Raw genomic sequence first — 22636 nt, 5'->3', positions numbered from 1 at the left:
TGTCTATTGGGACTCTGGCTTCTTGGCTAATGTTTTCCTTGGCAGAAATATATGAAAATGTTATAATTTACATTAAAGAATATTATAAAAGGGTGATGGATGTGGATATTCATGATTTAGCCTCGAAACTTGCTCCGTTTTTTGAAAGTAAGTCGGAAATTGCCGGCACCGTTCTTTTTATCCAGGGAGAATCACTCGGGCGAGGGGATGAGGAACTCGGGAAAATTCTGATGAAAAATTTTCTTACAACACTGGCGGGGAATGATGAACTTCCCGAAGCTTTATTGTTTGTTAACTCCGGAGTAAAGTTAGTGGTCGAAGGTTCGTCGGTATTAGGGCCTTTAAAAATTCTTGAAGAAAAAGGAGTTTATCTCGGGGCTTGCGGGACCTGCCTTGATTATTTTAAGTTAAAAGATAAGGTGGTGGCCGGCGAAATAACCAATATGGGAAACATTGTGAGTTATTTAACAAAAAGCCTAAAAGTCATTAGCCTTTAAAAATTTTTAAAAAACCAAGAAAAAGTGATGTAAATGAATTTAATGGGGTAGTTTAAAAGAAAATCAAAATTTGACCGGTTGACCAGCCGGTCAAATTTTTTTATATTATTATTTGACTGACTGGTCAGTATAAATCTTAAAAGGGGGTGTGCAGGTGATTCAGTTTAAAGATGTTAAATTTAGTAAGGATCCCCGCTTTAAACCTATTACTTTTTTCGTAGAACAGCCGGGGATTGTAGGAATTTACGGACCAGCAAAGACCGGTAAGACTGCCTGCCTTTTAGCAATGATTGGTGGAATTAGACCGGTAGAAGGAGCAATAACGGTTTTAGGTTTAAATCCGGTGAAAAAACAGCGGGAAATAAGACAAAAGGTGGGGCTTTCTTTTGTAGAAGGGATTTATGAACCGTACTTTTCCCTCTCAGTATTTGATAACTTCAAATTTCAAGGAGCTTTGATAGGGAAAAAAGTAACACCCGTCGAGGTGGATAGACTTTTGGAGAAGATTGAAGCAAATTTTACAAAAGAAAATATAATTGCCGATTTAAATCCTTTACAGAGAATTAAAGTGGGGTTAGCTCTGGCTTTAATTGGGGAACCGCCGGTTGTCTTAATTGATGAACCTTTTAGAAATCTTACGTGTATTGAAAGAAAGCTTATCGAAAAAATTTTTCTAAATTTAAAGCAAGAAGGAAAGTTAGTTATTTATACCACTTTAAAAGAAGAAGAGCTTGGGATTGCCGATATAGTAATAGACATTGCCCGGGGAGGTGTAAGCTATGAACTTCTTAAAGATTGCGCGGGTCGAGCTAAAACAGCTTCTTAGTACCCGTCAAGCCCGAGTAGCGTTAATGGTGATAATTTTAATGCCGTTACTGTACAGCTTTGTTTATTTGTCTGCTTTTTGGGACCCTTATGGCAATCTAAAAAATTTGCCGGTAGCGGTAGTTAATTTGGACCGGGGTTATGATGACGGAAAAGAAAAAATTAATGCTGGTCAGGAACTGGTGGATGAACTAAAAAGCAATAATGCGGTAAAATGGTACTTTGTTGAGGAAAAGGAAGCTTACCGGGGGTTACTGGGGGATAAATATTATTTAATAGTAAAAATACCCGGGGATTTTTCCGAGAAGTTATATAAAATGAAATCGTCGGATCCCCAAAAAGCCGGGATTAAGGTAATTTATAACGAGGGTAAAAACTACTTGGCAGCACAGTTAAACAGCCGGGTGGTTTTGGAATTAAAACAAAAAATAGAAGAGAAAATAGTTAAAGAAGCAATGACTACTCTTCTTGAGAAAATGGACGACTCTTTAAAAGATGTGGAAAAAGTCGCTGACGGTAGCGAAAAGCTGGAAGAGGGCATCAAGCAGGCGTACAACGGAAGTATGGAATTAGAAAAGGGCGGGCAAAAATTAGCAGCAGGGGCCAAAAAACTTGCAGCAGGCACGGAGCGGCTTTATCAGGGAAGCAACCGGTTAAAAAGTGGAGCGATGGAATTTAGCCAAAATATGTCGGTGTTTGCCGCTAAAATGGAGGATGTTAGACGTGGCAGTAAAAAAATTTATGAAGGTTTAAAACTACTTCCCGGAGCCGAGTTAGGAGGTCAGTTTGCTGAACTAAACGGTGGGGTTAAAACCGTTGCTGACGGAGCTTATGGAGTTTACAGTGGAAGTCTTACTTTAGAAAAAGGAGTAGCCAACCTTGCTGCGGGTAGTAGCGGTTATATAGCGGGTGTTAATACTTTTTTGTCAGGGGTAGAAAGCTTTTGGAGTCAAGTGTCTTCCGGCTTAAAACAATTGGCTTCCGGTTATGAGCAGCTTTTAGACGGCTTAAACAATTTGAAAGATAGCTTGCAAACGGGTACTACACTGGTGGCGGGTGTAGATCAATCCCAAAAAGCTGCCCAAAACCAAATTGAGCAAGCTTTAAATACCTTAGAAAATTACAGAGCTAACCAGCCAGACCCGGAAATAGATATGGCTATAAATTCTCTAAAGGCAGCTAAAGAGAATTTAACAATGATTAATCAATATAATACTGGCCTTTCGTCATTGCTTATTAAAGGCAATGAAGGAATTTCAGAGTTAAGTTCATCCCTTACAACCCTAAATCTTGGACTCACGAACTTAATAAACCAGGGAGAAGAAGGATATAAAGGTAAACTTCAGCCGGGAATGGTGGCTTTAGAAAAGGGTGGTCAGGATTTAACTGCAGGATTAAGTCAATTACAAGATGGCGTTGGCACCATAGTTTACGGCAGCAAGAAGCTTGCGGAAGGTACAACTCTTTTAGCATTAAAGACCCAGGAAATACCGGCTAAAATGGAAGAACTGGGTGGCGGTCTTTCTTCTTTAAAAGAAGGCTACAATCAACTGTATAGCGGGATAAATCTTCTGACAGAAGGAAGTAGTAAGCTTAATAATGCGGCATTGGCCCTTAGTAACGGAACTGCTTCCTTGAATGGCGGAATCTTGCCTGTAAAAAATGGAGCTCTGGAATTAGAAAAGGGAGCGTTAAGGTTAGCGACTGGACAGGCGGAACTAAATGACGGTTTATTTAAGCTTTATAAAGGTTCCCGGGAGCTTACTTCAGGGCTTAAGGCCGGGGTAGAGGAAGGAAAGAAAGAGCTAACTCCTTCCTTAAAGGAAAAAAGGGCTAAAATAATTTCCGATCCTGTGCAGGTTAATGAGGAGAAAAAATATTATGTTCCCAACTACGGAACCGCTTTTACGCCGTACTTCCTTCCCCTTTCCCTCTGGATTGGAGCTCTGGTGCTGTTCTTCCTGGTAAATTTAAAAGACCACCGTTTAACCTTATCTACGGTTCGTTCCTGGGAAATTTTACTCGGGAAATTTTTAGCGGTAGCTTTAATTGGGGTGCTTCAAGCTGTAATTTCTGGTATAATTTTAGAAAAAGGGCTTGACCTTCAGGTTGCATCTCAATGGAAGTTCTATGGATTTGCTATTTTAATGTCCCTAACTTTCATAGCTATTATCGGTTTAATGGTTTCCCTTTTTGGTATGGCGGGAAGATTTTTAGCGGTAGTTTTATTGATTTTGCAGCTTGCTTCTTGCGGTGGTGCTTTTCCCTTTGAATTACTGCCAAAATTCTTCCGGGAAATTAGCGTTTATTTGCCGATGACTTACGGAGTTTACGGTTTAAGAGAAGCCATTTCCGGTGGCTCCGGGATGAGCTTTGACCACAGTGTTTTCATGATGGCTTTGTTTGGGGTAATAGCCTTAATACTAAATTATTTTGTCACTCCAAGGCATATTGCGCTTTCCGATTTATCACCTAAAGAAGGTAATGTAATTTAGCTGTTTGGAGGATAAGATGAATCCCAAGATTCGGGTGATTTTAAAAGCTGCGGCTAAAGTGATGGCCCAAAAGGGCTTTGAAAAAGCTACCATGGATGAAATTGCTAAAATTAGTAAGGTGGCCAAGGGGACTTTATATTACTATTTTAAAAGTAAAGAGGAACTTTTTTTAAAGCTTACCCTTTCTATTCTTGAAGAATTAGAGGAAAGAACTAAAAAGGTTTTAGAGTTAAAAGTTTCGGCGGTAGAAAAACTTAGGGCTTTAATAAAGGTCCAGGTGGAATTTTTCTTAGAGTTTCACGAGGAGGTAGTGTTAATTTTAGGGGATTTTTTTGGAAGTACCCTTCCCCGGGAAAGTTTTCGGGTAAAGATTAATGATTATTATCGCCTCCTCAATCAATTAATAGAGGAAGGGATAAAAGCCAACGAATTTCGGAAAGTTAACCTGGAAATTTTTGTTCCGGCTTTTTTTGGAATGACTTCCTTTGCCACTATTCGCGGTATTTTAAGAGAGAAAGGGTTTTTAAAAGATCAGCTTATCGAGAATTTAACGGAGATAATTTTAAACGGTTTAAAAAAATAACCGGGTTATCCTCTCGGTTATTTTTTTGTTAAGGTTTTGAGAAAAAAGAGAAATATCTTTGCATCTTGTATACATTTTGTTATTTTATTGACAAAAGCGGCTGGTGTTTTATAAAATTATCAGCAAAACCTTTTACAGAAAAAGCAGTGAATGGGAGCGGTGCAAAAGGAAGGCCCCAGAGAGCCGGGGGTAGCTGCGAACCCGGTGCCGGAGTTTTGCACAGATCGCCCAGGAGCTTTCCGGTCGAAAGGTTAGTAGGCCGGAACGGTTTTTGACCGTTATGCCAATGAAGCGGCCGGGTTACCATGCCCGGCAAGCAGGGTGGTACCGCGGGCAAAACCCCCGTCCCTGAGCATTCAGGGGCGGGGGTTGTTTTTATATATTTTGAGCATAAAAATTAATAATTTTTAATAAAATTACGGAGGTGCGGGAAATGGGGCTTCTTATTTACTTAGATGGTAAGTTTGTACCGGAGGAGGAAGCGAAAGTTTCGGTTTTTGACCACGGTCTTTTATACGGTGATGGAGTATTTGAGGGTATCAGAGCGTACCACAACCGGGTATTTAAGCTAAAAGAACATATCGACCGTCTTTACGAGTCGGCCAAAGCTATTCTTTTAGAAATACCTCTAACCAAGGAAGAAATGACCGAAGTTGTTCTGGAAACCATGCGTAAAAACAACTTACGGGAAGGATATATTCGTTTGGTGGTTACCCGGGGGAAAGGTGATTTGGGTTTGGATCCCAGAAAATGTCCAAAAGCTACGGTTTTCTGCATCGGTTCTTCCATTACCCTTTATCCCGAGCGTTTCTATGAGGAAGGCCTTGAGGTGATTACCGTTCCAACCCGGCGAAACTTAAACGAAGCTTCGAGTCCCAGGATTAAATCCCTGAATTATTTAAACAATATTTTGGCTAAAATCGAAGCAAATCTTCATGGAGTCTTAGAAGCAATTCTTTTAAATCAGGAAGGATATGTGGCGGAAGCTACCGGTGACAATGTCTTTATCGTTAAAAACGGTCGCTTGATTACACCTCCTTCTTATGCCGGGATTTTAGAAGGTATTACCCGTAATACGGTTATGGACTTGGCCAGAAAAAGAGGCATTCCGGTGGAAGAAAAGCTGTTTACCCGCTATGACATCTTTAATGCCGATGAGTGTTTCTTAACCGGTACGGCGGCGGAAATAATACCGGTGGTAAAAGTTGATGGAAGAACCATTGGCGAAGGTGTACCCGGGCCCATGACCAGGACGTTAATCAAAGATTTCCGGGAATACGTTACTACCGACGGTCCATTTATTTTCAGCGAGTAAAGGGGGAGAAAGATGCCAAGTCACCTCATTAAGTCAGGCATAAGCAAAGCACCTCATCGAAGTTTACTTAAGGCGTTGGGAATTACCGATAATGAGCTAAAACGTCCGTTTATCGGCGTTGTTCACAGTTTTTCCGAAATTGTTCCCGGACACGTGCATTTAAGAACGGTTGTCGAAGCGGTAAAAGCCGGAGTAAGGAATGCCGGCGGGGTTCCCTTTGAGCTTCCGGTAATCGGGGTTTGCGATGGTATTGCCATGAACCACGAGGGAATGAAGTATTCGCTCGCCAGCCGGGAACTTATTGCCGATTCGGTGGAAGTTATGGTTAAGGCTCACCAGTTTGATGCCCTTGTTTTTGTTCCCAACTGCGACAAAATTGTTCCCGGAATGTTAATTGCGGCGATGCGTTTAAATCTTCCGGCTATTTTTGTCAGCGGCGGGCCGATGTTAGCGGGAAGAGTGAGGGGAAAAAGCGTTTCCCTCAGCAACGTTTTTGAAGGGGTAGGGGCTGTTGCTGCCGGCCTTATGAGCGAAGAGGAACTTTTAGAATACGAAAATTACGCCTGCCCCGGCTGTGGCTCATGTGCCGGGATGTTTACGGCAAATTCAATGAATTGTTTGACCGAGGCTATAGGTCTTGCCCTTCCCGGAAATGGCACCATACCGGCGGTGTATGCCGAAAGGCTAAGGCTTGCTAAACTTACCGGGGAAAAGGTAATGGAACTCCTTTCCCAAAATATCCGTCCCCGGGATATCTTTACCCGGGAGAGCTTGTTAAATGGTTTGGCGGTCGATATGGCTTTAGGGTGCTCGACCAATACGGTTTTACACCTGGCGGCGGTAGCTTATGAGGCGGGAGTGGAGTTTGATTTGAACCTGGTGAATGAGGTAAGTGAAAGAACGCCAAACCTCTGCCGCTTAAGCCCGGCGGGACCGTATCATATGGAAGACCTGTATTTTGCCGGGGGAATTCCAGCGGTAATGAAGGAGCTTTTGAAGAAAGGTTTGATCAGAGAAGACCTTCTTACCGTTTCGGGGAAAACGGTAGGGGAGAACCTGAGAAATGCTGTCAATAAAAATCCCGAAGTTATCCGGCCTATTGATAATCCTTACTCGGAGACGGGGGGCTTGGCAATTTTGTTTGGAACCCTGGCACCCCGGGGAGCGGTGGTGAAAAAATCGGCGGTTTTACCGGAAATGCTAACCCACACCGGTCCGGCCCGGGTTTTTGATAGCGAAGAAGATGCTACCACGGCCATTTTAACCGGGCAAATAAAGAAAGGGGATGTGGTGGTTATCCGGTATGAAGGCCCCAAAGGTGGTCCCGGCATGCGGGAGATGTTAACACCAACTTCGGCCCTTGCCGGGATGGGGTTAGATAAAGAGGTGGCATTGATTACCGATGGCCGGTTTTCGGGAGCGACCCGGGGAGCAGCAATCGGGCATGTTTCTCCCGAAGGTTATGAAGGTGGACCGATAGCTTTGGTTCGGGAAGGAGACTTAATAAAAATAGATATTCCGGGACAAAGATTAGATCTTTTGGTATCAGAAGATGAACTTAACCAAAGAAAAGCTCAATTACAAATTCCCGAGCCTAAGATTAAAGAAGGTTACCTTGCTCGGTACCAAAAGTTAGTGAGCTCTGCTAACTTAGGTGCGGTGTTTTTAAAGTAGGGGTGAACGAGATGGAGTTAACCGGAGCGCAAATTTTAATTAAGGTATTAGAGGATTTAGGAGTGGATACGGTTTTTGGCTATCCCGGGGGAGCGGTACTGCCCATTTATGATGCCCTTTACGATTCAAAAATTACCCATTACTTGACCCGGCACGAACAGGGAGCGGCCCATGCCGCCGATGGCTATGCCCGCGCTTCGGGTAAGGTAGGGGTATGTTTTGCAACTTCCGGCCCGGGAGCCACTAACCTGGTAACCGGTCTTGCCACTGCTTATATGGATTCGGTGCCGGTGGTTGCCATTACCGGACAGGTGGCTACCTCGCTTTTGGGACGGGATTCTTTCCAGGAAGCGGATATTACCGGAATAACCATGCCGATTACCAAACATAATTATCTGGTAAAAGATCCGGGAGATTTAGCCCGGACGGTGGTGGAAGCATTTTACATTGCCCGGACGGGACGACCGGGGCCGGTTTTAATTGATATTCCCAAGGATGTTTCGGCGGCCCGGGCGCGCTATGAATTTCCCGAAAAAGTTGAGCTTCCAGGGTACAAACCGGTTTTAACTCCCGGCGAGGAAGAGGTTAATAAGGCTATAGCATTAATAAATTCCTCCGAACGTCCGTTAATTTTTACCGGAGGCGGGACTGTTAACGCCGGGGCTGAACAGTTATTGTTGGCTTTTGCCGAGAAAATCAATGCGCCGGTGGTTGCAAGTTTAATGGGTTTAGGGGGATTTCCCGGAGAACATCCCTTATTTTTAGGAATGCTGGGAATGCACGGGACCAAGCCGGCTAATTATGCGGTCAGCGAATGTGATCTCTTGATAGCCGTGGGGGTGCGCTTTGACGACCGGGTAACCGGGGATGTTAACAGCTTTGCCCCTAAAGCCAAGATTATCCACATCGATATTGACCCGGCGGAAATTAACAAAAATGTGCGGGTAGAAGTGCCTTTGGTGGGGGATGTAAAGAACAGCTTAGAGCTTTTAATTAAAGGGGTAAAGGAAAAAAAGCCGGAGAAATGGCTGCAGTATGTTTTTGGTTTAAAGGAAAAGTATCCTTTAACTTATAACCAGGAGTGTGGCTTAAAACCCCAAAAAGTTATTGAAACTCTTTATAAGATCACCGGAGGCGAAGCAATTATCGTTACCGATGTGGGACAGCATCAGATGTGGGCTGCCCAGTTTTACAAATTCAATAAGCCCCGGAGATTTATTTCCTCCGGTGGTTTAGGAACGATGGGGTTTGGTTTACCGGCAGGAATTGGGGCTCAGGTAGCAAGACCGGAGCAGCAGGTAATAGTGGTATCGGGGGATGGTAGTATCCAGATGAATAGCCAGGAACTGATGACCGCTGCGGCCTATAACATCCCCGTTAAGGTTATTATCTTAAACAACGGTTACCTGGGGATGGTGCGGCAGTGGCAGGAACTTTTCCATCAGCGCCGTTATTCACAAACGAAACTAAAAAATCCCGACTTTGTTAAGTTGGCCGATGCTTACGGGATAAGGGGCATGCGCATTAAAAAAGAAGAAAACTTAGAAGAAAAACTTTTGGAGGCCATAAATTATACCGGACCGGTAGTGGTAGATGTTTGGGTAGACCGGGAGGAAAATGTTTTTCCCATGGTGCCACCGGGAGGCGCGATTCACAAAATGATCGGTTAAAGGGGGGATTTGATGCGGCATACCTTGTCAGTATTGGTGGAAAACAATCCTGGGGTTTTAGCGAGGGTGGCGGGACTTTTTAGCCGCCGGGGCTATAACATCGATAGCCTTGCGGTGGGCAGGACGGAAAATCCGGATATTTCCCGGATGACCATTGTGGTGGAAGGGGATGACCGGGTTTTAGAGCAGGTAGTAAAGCAACTAAGAAAGTTAGTAGATGTGATTAAAGTTCAGGACATTACTTCCGAACAGTATGTTAGCCGGGAACTTTTGCTTTTAAAAGTTCATGCGGATTCCAATACCCGGGGGGAAATTATGCAAATAGTAGAAATCTTCCGGGCCCGGATTGTGGATATTGGGCCTAAAACCCTGACCATTGAAGCTACCGGTGATGAAGATAAAATCGAAGCTATTGAAAATGCCTTAAGGCCTTTTGGTATTAAAGAGCTGGTTCGGACCGGAAAAATTGCCCTGCTGCGGGGTTCCAGAACTTCAAATATAAATGGAGTAAAGGAGGAGGAATAACGATGAAAAAAGTTTATTATGATCAGGACGCTAATTTAGAGCTTTTACGGGAGAAAAAAATTGCGGTGATAGGATATGGTAGCCAGGGGCATGCTCAGGCCCAGAACTTAAAAGATAGTGGCTTAAATGTGGTGGTAGGTCTTCATAAAAAAAGTAAAAGCCGGGAAAAAGCCGAAGCTGATGGTTTTACTGTAATGAAAGTTGATGAAGCGGCTGAGTGGGCTGACATCATTCAAATTTTGGTTCCCGACCAAATTCAGGGGGAATTATACCGGGATAAAATCGAGGAACATTTAAAACCGGGTAAGGCTTTAATGTTTTCCCACGGTTTTAATATTCATTACGGACAAATAGTGCCACCGCCGGATGTCGATGTCTTCTTAGTTGCTCCCAAAAGCCCCGGTCATTTGGTAAGGCGGATGTATTTAGAAGGCAAAGGGGTGCCGGGGTTAATTGCCGTCTATCAGGATGCTACCGGAAAAGCCAAGGATTTAGCTTTGGCCTATGCTAAAGCTATTGGTTGCACCCGGGCGGGAGTTTTTGAAACTACTTTTAAAGAAGAAACGGAGACGGACCTTTTTGGCGAACAGGCGGTGTTATGCGGTGGGGTAACCCACTTAATTAAAGCCGGGTTTGAAACCCTGGTAGAAGCGGGTTACGCTCCGGAAATGGCTTATTTTGAATGCCTCCATGAAATGAAGTTAATTGTCGATTTAATTTATGAAGGGGGCTTTTCGTTAATGCGGTATTCCGTATCTGATACCGCTGAGTACGGTGACTACATGGTAGGTCCCCGGATTATTACCGAAGAGACCAAAAAAGAGATGAAAAAGGTCCTGGAAGAAATTCAAAACGGAACTTTTGCTAAAAACTGGATTTTAGAGAACATGGCCGGTCGTCCGGTTTATAACGCCATCAAGCGTCGGGAACAGGAACATTTAATTGAAAAGGTGGGGGCAGAATTACGGCAGATGATGCCATGGCTGAAAAAGTAGGGGGGATGTCTTTTGGAAATAACTGGTGCTCAGGCTTTGGTAAAAGCGTTAGAAATAGAGGGGGTAACTACTATCTTTGGTTACCCGGGAGGAGCGGTTGTACCCCTTTATGATGCCTTAAGCCGTTCCAAGATTCAGCATGTCTTGGTACGCCATGAGCCGGGTGCAATTCATGCTGCCAACGGTTATGCCCGGGCTTCGGGGAAAGTTGGGGTATGTGTTGCTACTTCGGGCCCGGGGGCAACCAATTTGGTTACGGGGATTGCTGCGGCGTATATGGATTCGGTACCGGTGGTGGTGATTACCGGGCAAGTACCAACCACGATGGTGGGAACCGATGCGTTTCAGGAAGTGGATATTACCGGAATTACCATGCCCATAACCAAACATAACTTTCTGGTGAAAAATCCTGCGGATATTCCGATGGTGGTGAAGAAAGCTTTTTATATAGCTTCCACGGGCCGACCGGGGCCGGTACTGATTGATTTACCCAAAGATGTAGCAGCTCGGACCATAGATTTTAAATATCCTGAAAAAGTAGAAATTCGCGGTTACAAGCCGAATTTAAAAGGGCATCCGCAGAAAATTGCCGAAGCGGTAAAGCTTATAAGGGAGGCGCAGCGGCCGGTAATTATTGCCGGTGGTGGCGTAATTGCGGCCAATGCCAGTCAGGAGCTTTATGAATTTGCGGTAAAAGCCGAGATTCCGGTAACCAATACGCTAATGGGACTTACTTCCTTTCCCCAGGATAGTCCGCTTTTCCTGGGCATGCTTGGCCTGCATGGAACCAGGTATGCCAATTTGGCGGTGACCGAATGTGATGTTTTAATTGGGCTGGGAGTGCGTTTTGCCGACCGGGTAACGGGAGAGTTATCCGGCTTTGCTCCTAAAGCCAAAATTATCCATATTGATGTTGACCCGGCGGAAATCGGCAAAAACGTACGGGCGGATGTTCCCATTGTTGGTGATGTCAAAAACGTTTTGCAGGAAATGTTAAAGCAAATTGAGCCGCAAAAACATGCGGAATGGCTTTCCCAGATTAACACCTGGAAGCAAGAGTTTCCCTTAAAGTATGAAAAAGATGATTTTATCAAGCCCCAGGAGACAATTAAGCTTCTGGGGGAAAAGACCACCGCCGACACTATAATCGCTACCGATGTGGGGCAGCATCAAATGTGGACAGCGCAATTTTACCCCTTTAAAAAACCCCGTACTTTCTTAACCAGCGGGGGTCTCGGCTGTATGGGTTACGGGTTGCCGGCGGCTATAGGTGCGGCGGTAGCTTTTCGAGATAAACAGGTAATTTTAATTACCGGCGATGGCAGTTTCCAAATGAATATGGGGGAGTTGGCCACTGCCCGGGAACAGAATTTGTCATTGAAGATTATTTTGTTTGTTAATAAAAAATTAGGTATGGTAAAGCAGTTGCAGGAATATTATGCCAATAAAAATTACTTTGGGGTTGACTTGGGTTTTGTTCCGGATTTTGTAGCTTTAGCTCATGCCTATGGAATTCCCGGACGGAAGATTACCAGACCCGAAGAGGTTGACGGGGCTTTAAATGAAATGCTTGCCCATAAGGGTATGTATCTTTTAGAGGTCGAAATAAGTCCTGAAGAAAAAGTTTTACCGATGGTTTTATCCGGAGCTCCAATAGGAGAAGCGGTGGACTGGTAATCTAGAGGTTAGAGATTAGAAATTGGAGATTAGAAATTGGAGATTAGAATAAAAACGTATAAACATGAAAAGCGTAGGTGATTTATATGGAAAGGGTTAGGATTTTTGATACGACGTTGAGGGATGGGGAGCAGTCACCCGGAGTTAGTTTAAATGCTATGGAGAAATTGCAAATCGCCCGGCAGTTACAAAAGCTGGGCGTTGATGTTATAGAGGCAGGTTTTCCTATAACTTCTCCCGGGGATAAGGAAGCCGTATCTTTAATTGCCCGGGAAGTAAAAGGGGTGGTGGTGGCTGCCCTGGCCCGGGCTTCGGCTTTGGATATTGAAACGGCCTGGGAGGCCATCAAAGAGGCGGAAAGTCCCCGGATTCACACTTTTATTGCCACTTCCGATATTCATTTGAAATATAAACTGAAAATGGACCGGGAAACGGTTATTGAACGGGCGGTAGCGGCGGTCAAACTTGCTAAAAAATTTACCGCCGACGTGGAGTTTTCGGCGGAGGATGCCTCCAGAAGTGACCTGGATTTTTTGTGCCGGGTGGTGGAAGCGGCGGTAAAAGCGGGAGCTACTACCATAAACATTCCCGATACCGTTGGCTATGCCGAACCGGAAGAATTTGGAGAATTTATTCGCAAGATTTTAGAGAAAGTACCGGTAATGGACCGGGCGGTGTTAAGCGTCCACTGTCATGATGACTTGGGGCTGGCGGTGGCCAATAGTTTAGCTGCCATCAAAAACGGTGCCCGGCAGGTGGAATGTACCATTAACGGAATTGGCGAACGGGCTGGAAACTGTTCCTTAGAGGAGATTGTAATGGCTCTTTATACCCGGAAAGACGTATTGCCTTTTTATACCGGCATTAAAACCGAGGAGATTTACCGGACCAGTAAGCTCGTTAGCAATTTAACCGGGATGCCGGTCCAGCCCAACAAAGCGATTGTAGGAAAAAATGCCTTTTCCCACGAATCGGGGATTCACCAGGACGGGGTTTTAAAGGAAAGAACTACTTACGAAATAATGAACCCCAGGCTGGTGGGTATTCCCGAATCCCGTCTTGTCCTTGGTAAGCATTCGGGTAGACATGCGTTAAAGGAGAGGTTATTAGAGCTTGGTTATGAATTAACCGAGGAGCAGTTAAACGAGGCTTTTGTTAAATTTAAAGCGTTAGCCGATAAGAAAAAAGAAGTTACCGACCAGGATTTAGAAGCAATGATGGAAGAAGAAATAAGAAAAGTTCCCGAAACTTACAGCCTGGAATATTTCCACATTTCAACCGGTTCAACGATTATTCCCACGGCGACTGTAGGCTTATTAAAGGAAGGGGAAAAGTTAGAAGAAGCTGCCACCGGCGATGGACCGGTCGATGCCATTTATAAAGCTATTAATAAAATAACCGGTTTAGCCCCGGTTTTAGAGCAATATTCAATTAATGCCGTAACTTCCGGCGAAGATGCCCTGGGAGAAGTAGTAGTAAAACTTAAAAATGGCTTCGGGAAAATTGTTACCGGTCGCGGAGTTTCCACCGATATTTTGGAAGCATCGGCCAAAGCTTATTTAAATGGTATCAACAAATTATTGTTTGATTATCAGATGAAAGGGGAGAAGCAGTAATGGGGATGACGATGACCGAGAAAATTCTTGCCTATCATGCCGGAAAAGAGGTTGTTGAACCGGGAGAATTAATTTCCTGCAAAGTTGATGCGGTTTTAGCCAACGACATAACCGGACCGGTAGCGATAAGCGAGTTCAAGAAAATTGGAGTGGATGCGGTTTTTGACCGGGACAGGGTCTATTTGGTGCCGGACCATTTTACTCCCAATAAAGACATTAAAAGTGCCGAACAGGCCAAAATTTTGCGGGATTTTGCTAAAGAGCAAAACCTTACCTATTATTTTGAAGTGGGTAAAATGGGAATTGAGCATGTGCTTCTGCCGGAAGAAGGGTTGGTATTGCCGGGAGAGGTGATTATCGGGGCCGATTCCCATACCTGCACTTACGGGGGGCTTGGGGCTTTTGCCACCGGGGTAGGTTCAACTGACCTTGCGGCGGCGATGGCCCTTGGAGAAACCTGGTTTAAAGTTCCCGAAAGTATCAAGTTTTACCTTTACGGGGAAAAGCTTTTACCTTACGTTTCCGCCAAAGATATCATCCTGTATATAATCGGGCAAATTGGGGTGGACGGAGCGTTATATAAAGCGATGGAGTTTGCCGGTTCGGCTTTAAAGCTTATTTCGGTTGAAGGAAGGCTAACCATGGCCAATATGGCCATAGAAGCGGGAGCGAAAAACGGCATCTTTCCGGTGGATGAGCTTACCCTGGAATATGTAAAAGGCCGGGCAAAACGGGAGTTTAAAGTTTTCGCCAGCGATCCCGATGCCAGATACGAAGCGGTTTACGAAATTAACGTGGAAGAAATCGAACCGCAGGTAGCCCTTCCCCATCTTCCGGAAAATGCGGTGCCGGTAAAGGAGGTATCCGGTAAGGACATTGACCAGGTGGTAATTGGTTCGTGCACCAATGGCCGAATTGAGGATTTACGGGTAGCGGCGGCGATCTTAAAAGGCAAAAAAGTAAAAGATTATGTGCGGTGCATTATTATTCCCGGCTCCCAGTCGGTTTACCGGCAGGCCCTTAAGGAAGGACTTATTGATATTTTTATTGAAGCGGGAGCGGCGGTTTCCACTCCTACCTGTGGTCCCTGCTTAGGCGGACACATGGGGATTTTAGCTAAAGGAGAGAGAGCAGTAGCTACTACTAACCGTAATTTTGTGGGCAGGATGGGGCATGTAGAATCGGAAGTTTACCTGGCGGGACCGGCGGTAGCAGCAGCTTCGGCCATTGCCGGAAAAATCGTTCATCCCGAGGAGGTGCTGTAAATGCGTGCTTTTAAATTTGGCGATGACATTGATACCGACGTAATTATTCCGGCAAGGTATCTTAATACTTCCGACCCGGAGGAATTAGCCAAACACTGCATGGAGGATGCGGATCCGGAGTTTGCCAAAAAAGCCCGCCCCGGGGATGTGATCGTTGCCGGGAAAAACTTTGGCTGCGGTAGTTCCCGGGAGCATGCTCCTATTGCGATCAAAGCCCTGGGGATTGAAGCGGTGATTGCCAAATCCTTTGCCCGGATTTTTTACCGGAATAGTTTTAATATTGGTTTAAAAATTTTGGAATGTCCGGAAGCGGCGGAAAAAATTCGCGATGGGGATGAACTTTCCATCAATTATGATACCGGGGAAATAAAAAATCTTACTACTGGCGAAAGCTACTTTGCCAAGCCCATACCGGAGTTTATGCAAAACATTATTGCCAAAGGAGGACTTATTAACTATGTCCGGGAGAAGCTGCAAGGGACCGTTTAAAATTTTGGTGCTGCCGGGGGATGGTATTGGACCGGAGATAATTAAGGAAGCGGTGAAGGTTTTAAAAGCACTGGGGGAGAAAAAGGGCATTACTTTTAATTTTCAGTACGGTTTAATCGGGGGAGCGGCTATAGACGAAACGGGAGTGCCCCTTCCCGAAGAAACGGTGGAGCTTGGAAAACAAAGTGATGCCATTTTGTTGGGGGCTGTAGGGGGACCCAAATGGGATAATTTGCCGCCGGAAATTCGGCCCGAATTGGGAGGACTTTTAAAAATTCGCAAAGTATTTGACCTGTATGCCAACCTGCGGCCGGTAATGTTTTTCCCGGAACTGAAAAATGCTTCCCCGTTAAAGCCGGAAATAATTGAGGGCGTGGATATTTTAATGGTCCGGGAGTTAACGGGAGGTCTTTATTTTGGTGAGAAGAAGCGGTTCACTACGGAGCAAGGGGAACAAGCGGTAATTGACACCTTGATTTATACCGAAAAAGAAGTGGAAAGGGTAGTAAGACTTGGTTTTGAGTTAGCGCAAAAACGAAGAGGTAAACTTACTTTGGTGGATAAAGCCAATGTTTTAGAAAGCTCCCGTTTCTGGAGGGAGATAACCGAGGAGATAAAAAAAGAGTATCCGGATGTTGAGCTTTCCTACATGTATGTTGATAACTGTGCAATGCAGCTTATCAGAAATCCAAGGCAGTTTGATGTAATCGTTACCGAAAACATGTTTGGGGATATTTTAACCGATGAAGGCGCAGTTTTGGCCGGTTCCATTGGCCTTTTACCCTCGGCCAGCTTAAACGGAAAGTTTGGGTTATATGAGCCTATCCACGGTTCGGCACCGGATATTGCCGGACAGAACAAAGCTAACCCCCTGGCGACAATTTTATCCGCCGGGATGATGTTAAGATACAGTTTAGACTGCCCGGAAGAAGCGTTACTTATTGAAAAAGCGGTAAAAGCAGTATTACAAAAAGGTTACCGGACGGGTGATATTTTGGAGCCGGGTACTGCGTTAGTTACCTGTGAAGAAATGGGTGATTTAGTAGCGGAAGAAATCTTAGGTGGGGTTTATGATGAAGGTTTACCTTTATGATACTACTTTAAGGGATGGAGCCCAGGCGGAAGGGATAAGTTATACCGTTTCCGATAAATTAAAAATTGCCAGAAAATTAATTGCCTTTGGCATTGATTATTTAGAAGGTGGGTGGCCGGGAGCAAATCCTAAAGATTTAGAGTTTTTCCAGGACGCCAAAAAGCTTGATTTTAATAAAACTAAGCTTGCTGCTTTTGGTTCTACCCGCCATCCAAGGCTAAAAGTTAAGGACGACCCTAACCTTTTAAACCTGATAAAAAGCGAAGCACCGGTAGTTACAGTATTTGGTAAATCATGGGACTTACATGTAGAAAGTGCTCTGGCTACAACCCTGGAAAACAACCTTTTAATGGTGTACGAAACGGTTGCCTTTTTAAAAGAGGTTGGGCGGGAAGTGGTTTTTGATGCGGAACATTTTTTTGACGGTTTTAAAAATAATCCCGAGTATGCTTTAAAAGTTATCGAACAGGCCGCCAGGGCTGGAGCCGATTTCATAGTATTATGTGATACCAACGGCGGAAGTTTGCCCAAGGAGATTCGGGCCGGGGTGGAAGCGGCTTTAAAAATTCACCCCCGCATCGGCATTCACACTCATAACGATTCGGAACTGGCGGTGGCCAACAGTTTAATAGCGGTGGAAGCGGGAGCGGTTATGGTTCAGGGAACGATTAACGGTTATGGGGAACGGTGCGGGAATGCCAACCTCTGTTCCGTAATTCCCAATCTTATTTTAAAAATGGGAGTGGAGGTAAATTGTCAGGATAATTTAAAAAACCTGACCCGGCTTTCCCGTTATGTAGCGGAGATAGCCAACCTCCATCCCAATCCCTATCAGCCGTATACAGGACAGAGCGCCTTTACCCATAAAGGCGGGGTTCATGCCAGTGCACTTTTAAAGGATAAGGGTACTTATGAGCATATTCCGCCGGAACTGGTAGGTAACCACCGGAAAGTTTCCATTTCCGACCAGGCCGGAGTTTCAAACCTTCTTTTTAACAGTGAAAACCTGGGGCTATCGGAAGAAGAGGTTAAAACCTATGGCAAAGAATTAGTGGCGGCAATTAAGGCGATGGAGCACCAGGGCTACCAGTTTGAAGGGGCCGAAGCTTCTCTGGAGCTTCTGGTTCGAAGAGTTACGGGAAAGCTTTCGGAACCGTTTAAAATTGACAACTCCAAGCTGATCATTGAAATCAAGGAAGATGGCCGGGTCTTATCGGAAGCGGTGGTTAAAGTCCGGGTGGGGGATACCACCATTCATACCGCTTCCGATGGGAACGGTCCGGTAAATGCTTTAGACAATGCCTTAAGGAAAGCTCTTTTAGAAATATACCCCAATCTTTCGGAGCTTAAGCTTACCGACTATAAGGTCCGGGTCTTAAACGAAAAAGCCGGAACCGAGGCGGTGGTGCGGGTGTTAATTGAATCGTCTGCCGGCGAAAAAAGTATCAACACCGTGGGAGTTTCCACCAATATCATTGAAGCCAGTTTAAAAGCCCTGACCGACAGCTTGGTTTACTTTTTAATCAATAACAATGAAGGGACTGTTTCTTAAAACAGTCCCTTGTCTTTTTCATAAATGCTTATAAACTTTAAAAAGGGTTCGAGATTTATTTTATATTTTTGCAAGTGTAACTTAAGGGAATCTAATGTGATATTTTTTTGGTTATATTTTAAAAGCATTGCTACATCAAATAAATCTTTAGGTCCTCCAGCTAAAAGTTTTTGAGCAATTAAATCATAAAGACTAATTATTTTAAATTTTTCTTTTTCCTCAATGGTTACTTCTATAGCATTATTTACAAAATCAATTTCATGAGGGAAGCGTGCCATAATTACGTCAATGCTCACATTATCGATTACAGCTTTAATTATGTCTCCTACGGGATCTGCTAAAGATGATTTTGTATAGTTAAATTTTATTGAATTTCTCTCAAGGATATCAAAAAAAATTTCCCGGGGTTCGGGCCAAAGGGCTAAGATGTCAATATCAAAAGTGCTTCTTGGTTCAGCATAAAAAGAAACGGCCAATCCCCCGATTAGGCAATAACGAATCTTTTCTTTTTCAAAGATGTTAGTTATTTTCTTTAAACTTTGAATCACCTATTTCACCCTTTTTTAAGGTCAAAATCGTTTCGTTAATTTTTTCAATAATTAATAACTTTTCTTTAAAGGAGAGATTTGCCGTCGGCGATAATGGTCGAGAATCGTTTTTTATTTTTGCAAAAATAAATTCTAGCTGAGCTTGGAAATTGGATTTCATAGTAACCCCCTGAAGTAATTATAGCTAAAATACCAGATAATGTAAATATGGGGTTTTTACAGATATTTTTGGTAGCCGTGATAAGTTTCTACCAGCTTTCCGGCGGCTAAAGACTGCATTAAAATTGCAACCAGCTCAGGAACTATGATGGTATGGTTGTTGCCTGTTTCCTTCATAAACCACCGGAGTTGCTGGCGAACTTCGGGGATTCCAGTGGTTTCAATAATTAAATCAACCTTTTTGCCCATTTTAGCAATGTCTAAAAAATCCCGGGTAATGAAGATTCCCTTTTCTTTGGCCAGCAAAATTCCCGGAGCTCCGAAGTCCACATCGGCGACCCCAACCACTTCAATAAAATCAGCATCCAAAAGCTGCTCTAAAAGAGGTGTCCCTGTTTTACCGGCCCCCACCAATCCTACCCGAATTTTTTTATCGACCATTTTTATCCTCCTTAAAAATTTTTACCGATTATATTTGACATTTAACAAAAAAATCCTTTTAACGCCGGCCTTTTTTTCTCTTGCGGTCATAATTTGACCAGACAATTCCCACAGCGATAACTGCTGCCAAAGTGATACCTTTTACCAGAGCGCGTTCAACTAAATCCGGTTTTAATTCAGGGGCAAATTTTGCTGCAACAGGTAAAATTTTTGTTACAATTACCCCTATGAAGCCGTTTAACCTTAAAAAGGAAGGGGCTCCGTATAAAAGCAGGATTAAAAGGGGATGAAGGTTAAAGCGATTTACCAGTAAACTTGCCAGGAGAGTTAAAAGTATAAGGCTTGGCAGATAAGTAATTAAAATGGTTTTGGCGAGAGCGATAATTTTTGGCGTGCCGAGAAAAAGAAAATCATTATCGGTCACATATAACGCTGCAATTAAACCAGCTAATCCCCACAGAATTTTGTCAGTGTATTTTTCCATGATGAGGCCTCCTCAGGTACACTACTTAAAATGAGGTAAAAGCGCCAAAATAAATTCTAAAAGTATTAATAAAACAATGGTAATTTCTAACGCTAAAAAGCGACTGGTGACCACTTCTTCGGACAGCATGGAGTAGCTTCGTTCTAAGACATTTAATTTATGACGGATTTGCTCAGCCCAGACGTTGGTTCGGAAAATCCTTAAAGCCTGGGAATAGACCCGGGCATAGAAAACGTCTTCGGTAACCTTTAATGCATTTTGGACCCGCTCGGTAATTTCGGTAATATCGGCTACGGTTTTTAGCAGGCGTTTCATTATTGTCCGGTATTTACCAAGCTTTTTATAACCCCATTCTTCTTCCGCCCGGTCGATATCCTGGTACATTTCGTTAATTGCTTTTGTAAGTAAGCTATCATAATAACGAAGCTCTAAGAGCTGGGAGACGGCAAACTCCAAAAGGTCAATAACATCCATATTGCCATCGGCGTCATAGACGAAGGCTGCATCCCAGGCAATTATGGTCATATCGGTGTCGGCATAAGAAAAGCGGTTGTTTAAAATTTCCGCCCGGGTTGCTCCTGATATTGGTTCTTTTTCTCCTAACAGAAGCGGAACCGGATCGTAATTTGGTTTTTCGGTGGTAAAAAAAATCAGAAAATCTTCTTCAAAAAGTTCCGGCGAAGGTTTAATTAGAGCAGGAGTTAAAAGGTCTTTTAAAAACCTCACTTCTTTTTTGAAAAGTTCGTCAAACTCTTCGGTATTGTTTAAGTAAACCATCAGTTCTAAAAACTCATCAGGGTTTAAATCTTGAAGATCCAAACTCAAATTTAAACTTAAGACACCCCAGGCGAAAATTTTTCCCGCTATTTTGGTTGGTAAAGTTTTACCGTTAAAGAAGTAAAAACCGGTTGAATATTCGAAAATTAATGGCGGTTCTTCTATGTGAATGGCTTTGGGTGGAATTTTTTTAAGTTTTAACCGAAATGGCCTTTTTTCACTTAAGATTTCTTCGGCTTTGCTAAGGTCTATTTCTTCCGCAATATCAAAAAGACGGTATAAAAACACTAACTCCAAAAAAAATCCCACCTTTTTAATTATAATTACCAGGGGTGATTTAGCTGAGAGGTAATTATTTTCCGGGGGGAGTTATTAATTTAACATCTAATTTTTTGAAATCATCATCAAAAGAACAAATAATTTCATCATGAAAACGGGCAAGAGAGGCAAGGTAAGCATCCACAAAATCTATATCTTTATCTGCCATAACTTGCAAAGCTTGTACAAGTAAAGTTGGGTTTTCTGTAGCTATACCATCTGCATTAATAAATGGAATTAGAGAATTAGCAATTTCGTGTTTGGAAAATTTATAAAAAGAAGAAAGTACCCAAACGACTTCAGCTAAAACGAGGGATGAGACCCGTAGGCAGACTTCTCCTTTTTCGACCCGCTTCATTAATTCTAAGGTTTTTTCAGCCATTTCAGGGGGAGAACCGGTAATAAAACGTAAGATAATATTTGCATCTATCCATAAATATTTCATTGCTTTACTCCAATCCAAATTTTTTGGCAAGTTCTTTAGCAACTTCCTCACGTACTTCAGATTTGCTCGAGTATGGTTTATTTGTTTTTAAAGTAGCAAAAAGTTCAGTTAAAGTTTTCTTTTTCAAAGGTTTGACTTTTATTTCACCTTTATTATCAAAGTCAAAAATAAGTTCATCGCCCGGTTGTAAGTTAAATTTACGTCTAACGGCAACGGGGATTGTAATCTGTCCCTTACTTGTTAATTTAGCCCTTAACATAATAACACCTCCTTACCTTAAAAGATAATTCTTACAATATAAAAAGTCAATGACTTACTTTCTGTTATAGTTTAAATATGCGGCTAAAAACAATTTGGAAACTATTGTCCCAAAATTATTTGGGCTAGTTCTTCGGGCAGGCCTTTTTCGCTAATGGCTACTGCGGTAATATTATAAGGATAGGAAACGAGACGAAAACTTACCGTTAGGTTATCATTTTCTACTTTGACCAAAGCATAAACCGCCCGGGGGTCTTTGGTTTTAGGTTTACCGGTGGAGCCGGGGTTTAAAAAATGCCGTCCCCGGTGGAGGAAATAAAAAGGATAATGGGTATGCCCGAAAACAAAAACTTCGATGTCCGGGTAATCTTCAATAAGTTTATTAAACCGGTCGGGGAAAAGATCCGGTGTTAAATACTCGTTTAACCGTTCGGGCGAGCCGTGAAACAGGAGAAAGTTTTTGCCGCAAACTTCAAACTTCACAATATTTGGCAGCTTTTTCAGGTATTCTCTATTTTCCGGTAACAGGCTTTTGGTGGTAAAAGCCAAAGATTTTGCCCCAATTTCGTGTTCCTTTGCCGTTTTATAATCGCAACCACAGGTAGGCCTTTTATTGGCAGCACCATCATCATAATTGCCGAGAACCCCTTCAATGTTTTTCTGGCGGATAAGTTCGACTACTTCATTGGGAAAAGGGCCGTAACCGATAAGGTCGCCGGTGTGGTAGATTTTTTCCACTTTATTCGTTTCGGCATCGGCCAGCACTTCTTTTAAAGCCGGCAGGTTACCGTGGATATCGCCGATGAATGCTAAAAGCATAACTTACACCTCGTTTCTGAAGACTACTTTCTTAGTTTACCAGGAATACTTTAATTTTAAGAAAAATTAAGATAAAATTTAATTAATTAATTTTTCTTGGAAAAGGGGAATTTAAC

General features: G+C 43.3%; 23 protein-coding genes and 1 other annotated feature. Of the genes, 15 read left to right on the top strand and 8 right to left on the bottom strand.

Annotation, left to right across the window (positions count from 1 at the left end):
* From yedF to cimA, 15 genes are all read left to right on the top strand, one after another.
* Nucleotides 1-497 (top strand): sulfurtransferase-like selenium metabolism protein YedF (gene yedF / locus ciss_RS02190; protein WP_166503968.1); only part of this gene is annotated, 497 nt, incomplete at its 5' end.
* A 154-nt stretch (nt 498-651) separates the two neighbouring features.
* On the top strand, nt 652-1323 hold the full coding sequence (locus ciss_RS02185) for an ATP-binding cassette domain-containing protein (RefSeq protein WP_075864677.1): 672 nt from the start codon (nt 652-654) through the stop codon (nt 1321-1323).
* Entirely contained in the window at nt 1277-3817 is a 2541-nt protein-coding gene (locus tag ciss_RS02180; RefSeq protein WP_075864676.1) for a YhgE/Pip domain-containing protein, read from the top strand. Before ciss_RS02185 ends, ciss_RS02180 begins: the two co-directional genes overlap by 47 nt.
* A gap of 16 nt (nt 3818-3833) precedes the next feature.
* Nucleotides 3834-4400, top strand: coding sequence for a TetR/AcrR family transcriptional regulator (locus ciss_RS02175; RefSeq protein ID WP_075864675.1), 567 nt, complete (start codon nt 3834-3836; stop codon nt 4398-4400).
* A 137-nt stretch (nt 4401-4537) separates the two neighbouring features.
* Nucleotides 4538-4753 (top strand) — a binding site (T-box leader).
* Nucleotides 4754-4833: 80 nt separating this feature from the next.
* Entirely contained in the window at nt 4834-5715 is an 882-nt protein-coding gene (ilvE, locus tag ciss_RS02165) for a branched-chain-amino-acid transaminase (protein ID WP_075864673.1), read from the top strand.
* A gap of 12 nt (nt 5716-5727) precedes the next feature.
* Nucleotides 5728-7389 (top strand): dihydroxy-acid dehydratase, encoded by a 1662-nt coding sequence (gene ilvD / locus ciss_RS02160; protein ID WP_075864672.1) that lies wholly within the window; start codon nt 5728-5730, stop codon nt 7387-7389.
* Between the two features lie 11 nt (nt 7390-7400).
* A complete protein-coding gene (gene ilvB, locus ciss_RS02155; RefSeq protein WP_075864671.1) occupies nt 7401-9059 on the top strand; it encodes a biosynthetic-type acetolactate synthase large subunit in 1659 nt (552 codons plus the stop codon).
* Nucleotides 9060-9071: 12 nt separating this feature from the next.
* On the top strand, nt 9072-9584 hold the full coding sequence (ilvN, locus tag ciss_RS02150) for an acetolactate synthase small subunit (protein WP_075864670.1): 513 nt from the start codon (nt 9072-9074) through the stop codon (nt 9582-9584).
* Nucleotides 9585-9586: 2 nt separating this feature from the next.
* On the top strand, nt 9587-10579 hold the full coding sequence (gene ilvC / locus ciss_RS02145) for a ketol-acid reductoisomerase (RefSeq protein WP_075864669.1): 993 nt from the start codon (nt 9587-9589) through the stop codon (nt 10577-10579).
* A 12-nt stretch (nt 10580-10591) separates the two neighbouring features.
* Entirely contained in the window at nt 10592-12256 is a 1665-nt protein-coding gene (ilvB, locus tag ciss_RS02140) for a biosynthetic-type acetolactate synthase large subunit (protein ID WP_075864668.1), read from the top strand.
* Nucleotides 12257-12336: 80 nt separating this feature from the next.
* Entirely contained in the window at nt 12337-13872 is a 1536-nt protein-coding gene (locus ciss_RS02135; protein WP_235837227.1) for a 2-isopropylmalate synthase, read from the top strand.
* Nucleotides 13872-15137, top strand: a complete 1266-nt coding sequence (gene leuC / locus ciss_RS02130; RefSeq protein ID WP_077177394.1) for a 3-isopropylmalate dehydratase large subunit — start codon at nt 13872-13874, stop codon at nt 15135-15137. Before ciss_RS02135 ends, leuC begins: the two co-directional genes overlap by 1 nt.
* A complete protein-coding gene (gene leuD, locus ciss_RS13420) occupies nt 15138-15626 on the top strand; it encodes a 3-isopropylmalate dehydratase small subunit (RefSeq protein WP_077177393.1) in 489 nt (162 codons plus the stop codon).
* Nucleotides 15595-16719: a 3-isopropylmalate dehydrogenase gene (gene leuB / locus ciss_RS02125; protein ID WP_075864667.1), complete on the top strand. Its 1125-nt coding sequence runs from the start codon at nt 15595-15597 to the stop codon at nt 16717-16719. Before leuD ends, leuB begins: the two co-directional genes overlap by 32 nt.
* Nucleotides 16697-18271, top strand: coding sequence for a citramalate synthase (cimA, locus tag ciss_RS02120; protein WP_075864666.1), 1575 nt, complete (start codon nt 16697-16699; stop codon nt 18269-18271). Before leuB ends, cimA begins: the two co-directional genes overlap by 23 nt.
* Here cimA and ciss_RS02115 read toward each other — a convergent pair.
* The 8 genes from ciss_RS02115 to ciss_RS02080 form a co-directional block, all read right to left on the bottom strand.
* A complete protein-coding gene (locus ciss_RS02115; RefSeq protein ID WP_075864665.1) occupies nt 18268-18819 on the bottom strand; it encodes a DUF6036 family nucleotidyltransferase in 552 nt (183 codons plus the stop codon). The genes cimA and ciss_RS02115 overlap by 4 nt on opposite strands.
* Nucleotides 18791-18979 (bottom strand): hypothetical protein, encoded by a 189-nt coding sequence (locus tag ciss_RS02110; protein ID WP_011343461.1) that lies wholly within the window; start codon nt 18977-18979, stop codon nt 18791-18793. The genes ciss_RS02115 and ciss_RS02110 overlap by 29 nt, the downstream gene beginning before the upstream one ends.
* Nucleotides 18980-19035: 56 nt before the next feature.
* The gene (locus ciss_RS02105; protein ID WP_075864664.1) at nt 19036-19419 is read right to left on the bottom strand and encodes an oxidoreductase; all 384 of its coding nucleotides are present in this window, start codon (nt 19417-19419) and stop codon (nt 19036-19038) included.
* Nucleotides 19420-19477: 58 nt separating this feature from the next.
* Nucleotides 19478-19903 (bottom strand): hypothetical protein, encoded by a 426-nt coding sequence (locus ciss_RS02100; RefSeq protein ID WP_075864663.1) that lies wholly within the window; start codon nt 19901-19903, stop codon nt 19478-19480.
* 21 nt (nt 19904-19924) lie between these two features.
* Nucleotides 19925-20968, bottom strand: coding sequence for an RMD1 family protein (locus ciss_RS02095; RefSeq protein ID WP_501161875.1), 1044 nt, complete (start codon nt 20966-20968; stop codon nt 19925-19927).
* 64 nt (nt 20969-21032) lie between these two features.
* Nucleotides 21033-21443, bottom strand: coding sequence for a type II toxin-antitoxin system VapC family toxin (locus ciss_RS02090; protein WP_075864661.1), 411 nt, complete (start codon nt 21441-21443; stop codon nt 21033-21035).
* 4 nt (nt 21444-21447) lie between these two features.
* Nucleotides 21448-21702: an AbrB/MazE/SpoVT family DNA-binding domain-containing protein gene (locus ciss_RS02085; protein ID WP_075864660.1), complete on the bottom strand. Its 255-nt coding sequence runs from the start codon at nt 21700-21702 to the stop codon at nt 21448-21450.
* 101 nt (nt 21703-21803) lie between these two features.
* On the bottom strand, nt 21804-22520 hold the full coding sequence (locus ciss_RS02080) for a metallophosphoesterase family protein (protein WP_075864659.1): 717 nt from the start codon (nt 22518-22520) through the stop codon (nt 21804-21806).
* Nucleotides 22521-22636 lie beyond the last annotated feature (116 nt).

The organism is Carboxydothermus islandicus (assembly GCF_001950325.1).
In the GTDB taxonomy this organism is placed as follows: Bacteria; Bacillota; Z-2901; order Carboxydothermales; family Carboxydothermaceae; genus Carboxydothermus; species Carboxydothermus islandicus.
This window is presented reverse-complemented; position numbering and strand designations above follow the sequence as displayed.

What these genes read in the sequence shown, in the direction of transcription:
- ilvE (WP_075864673.1), top strand. Translation starts at nt 4,834, where the DNA reads ATGGGGCTTCTTATTTACTTAGATGGTAAGTTTGTACCGGAGGAGGAA.
- ilvN (WP_075864670.1), top strand. Translation starts at nt 9,072, where the DNA reads ATGCGGCATACCTTGTCAGTATTGGTGGAAAACAATCCTGGGGTTTTA.
- ciss_RS02080 (WP_075864659.1), bottom strand. Translation starts at nt 22,520, where the DNA reads ATGCTTTTAGCATTCATCGGCGATATCCACGGTAACCTGCCGGCTTTA.
- leuB (WP_075864667.1), top strand. Translation starts at nt 15,595, where the DNA reads ATGTCCGGGAGAAGCTGCAAGGGACCGTTTAAAATTTTGGTGCTGCCG.
- ciss_RS02105 (WP_075864664.1), bottom strand. Translation starts at nt 19,419, where the DNA reads ATGGTCGATAAAAAAATTCGGGTAGGATTGGTGGGGGCCGGTAAAACA.
- ciss_RS02085 (WP_075864660.1), bottom strand. Translation starts at nt 21,702, where the DNA reads ATGTTAAGGGCTAAATTAACAAGTAAGGGACAGATTACAATCCCCGTT.
- cimA (WP_075864666.1), top strand. Translation starts at nt 16,697, where the DNA reads ATGATGAAGGTTTACCTTTATGATACTACTTTAAGGGATGGAGCCCAG.
- ciss_RS02175 (WP_075864675.1), top strand. Translation starts at nt 3,834, where the DNA reads ATGAATCCCAAGATTCGGGTGATTTTAAAAGCTGCGGCTAAAGTGATG.
- leuD (WP_077177393.1), top strand. Translation starts at nt 15,138, where the DNA reads ATGCGTGCTTTTAAATTTGGCGATGACATTGATACCGACGTAATTATT.
- ciss_RS02100 (WP_075864663.1), bottom strand. Translation starts at nt 19,903, where the DNA reads ATGGAAAAATACACTGACAAAATTCTGTGGGGATTAGCTGGTTTAATT.
- ilvB (WP_075864671.1), top strand. Translation starts at nt 7,401, where the DNA reads ATGGAGTTAACCGGAGCGCAAATTTTAATTAAGGTATTAGAGGATTTA.
- leuC (WP_077177394.1), top strand. Translation starts at nt 13,872, where the DNA reads ATGGGGATGACGATGACCGAGAAAATTCTTGCCTATCATGCCGGAAAA.
- ilvD (WP_075864672.1), top strand. Translation starts at nt 5,728, where the DNA reads ATGCCAAGTCACCTCATTAAGTCAGGCATAAGCAAAGCACCTCATCGA.
- ciss_RS02110 (WP_011343461.1), bottom strand. Translation starts at nt 18,979, where the DNA reads ATGAAATCCAATTTCCAAGCTCAGCTAGAATTTATTTTTGCAAAAATA.
- ilvC (WP_075864669.1), top strand. Translation starts at nt 9,587, where the DNA reads ATGAAAAAAGTTTATTATGATCAGGACGCTAATTTAGAGCTTTTACGG.
- ciss_RS02180 (WP_075864676.1), top strand. Translation starts at nt 1,277, where the DNA reads ATGAACTTCTTAAAGATTGCGCGGGTCGAGCTAAAACAGCTTCTTAGT.
- ciss_RS02090 (WP_075864661.1), bottom strand. Translation starts at nt 21,443, where the DNA reads ATGAAATATTTATGGATAGATGCAAATATTATCTTACGTTTTATTACC.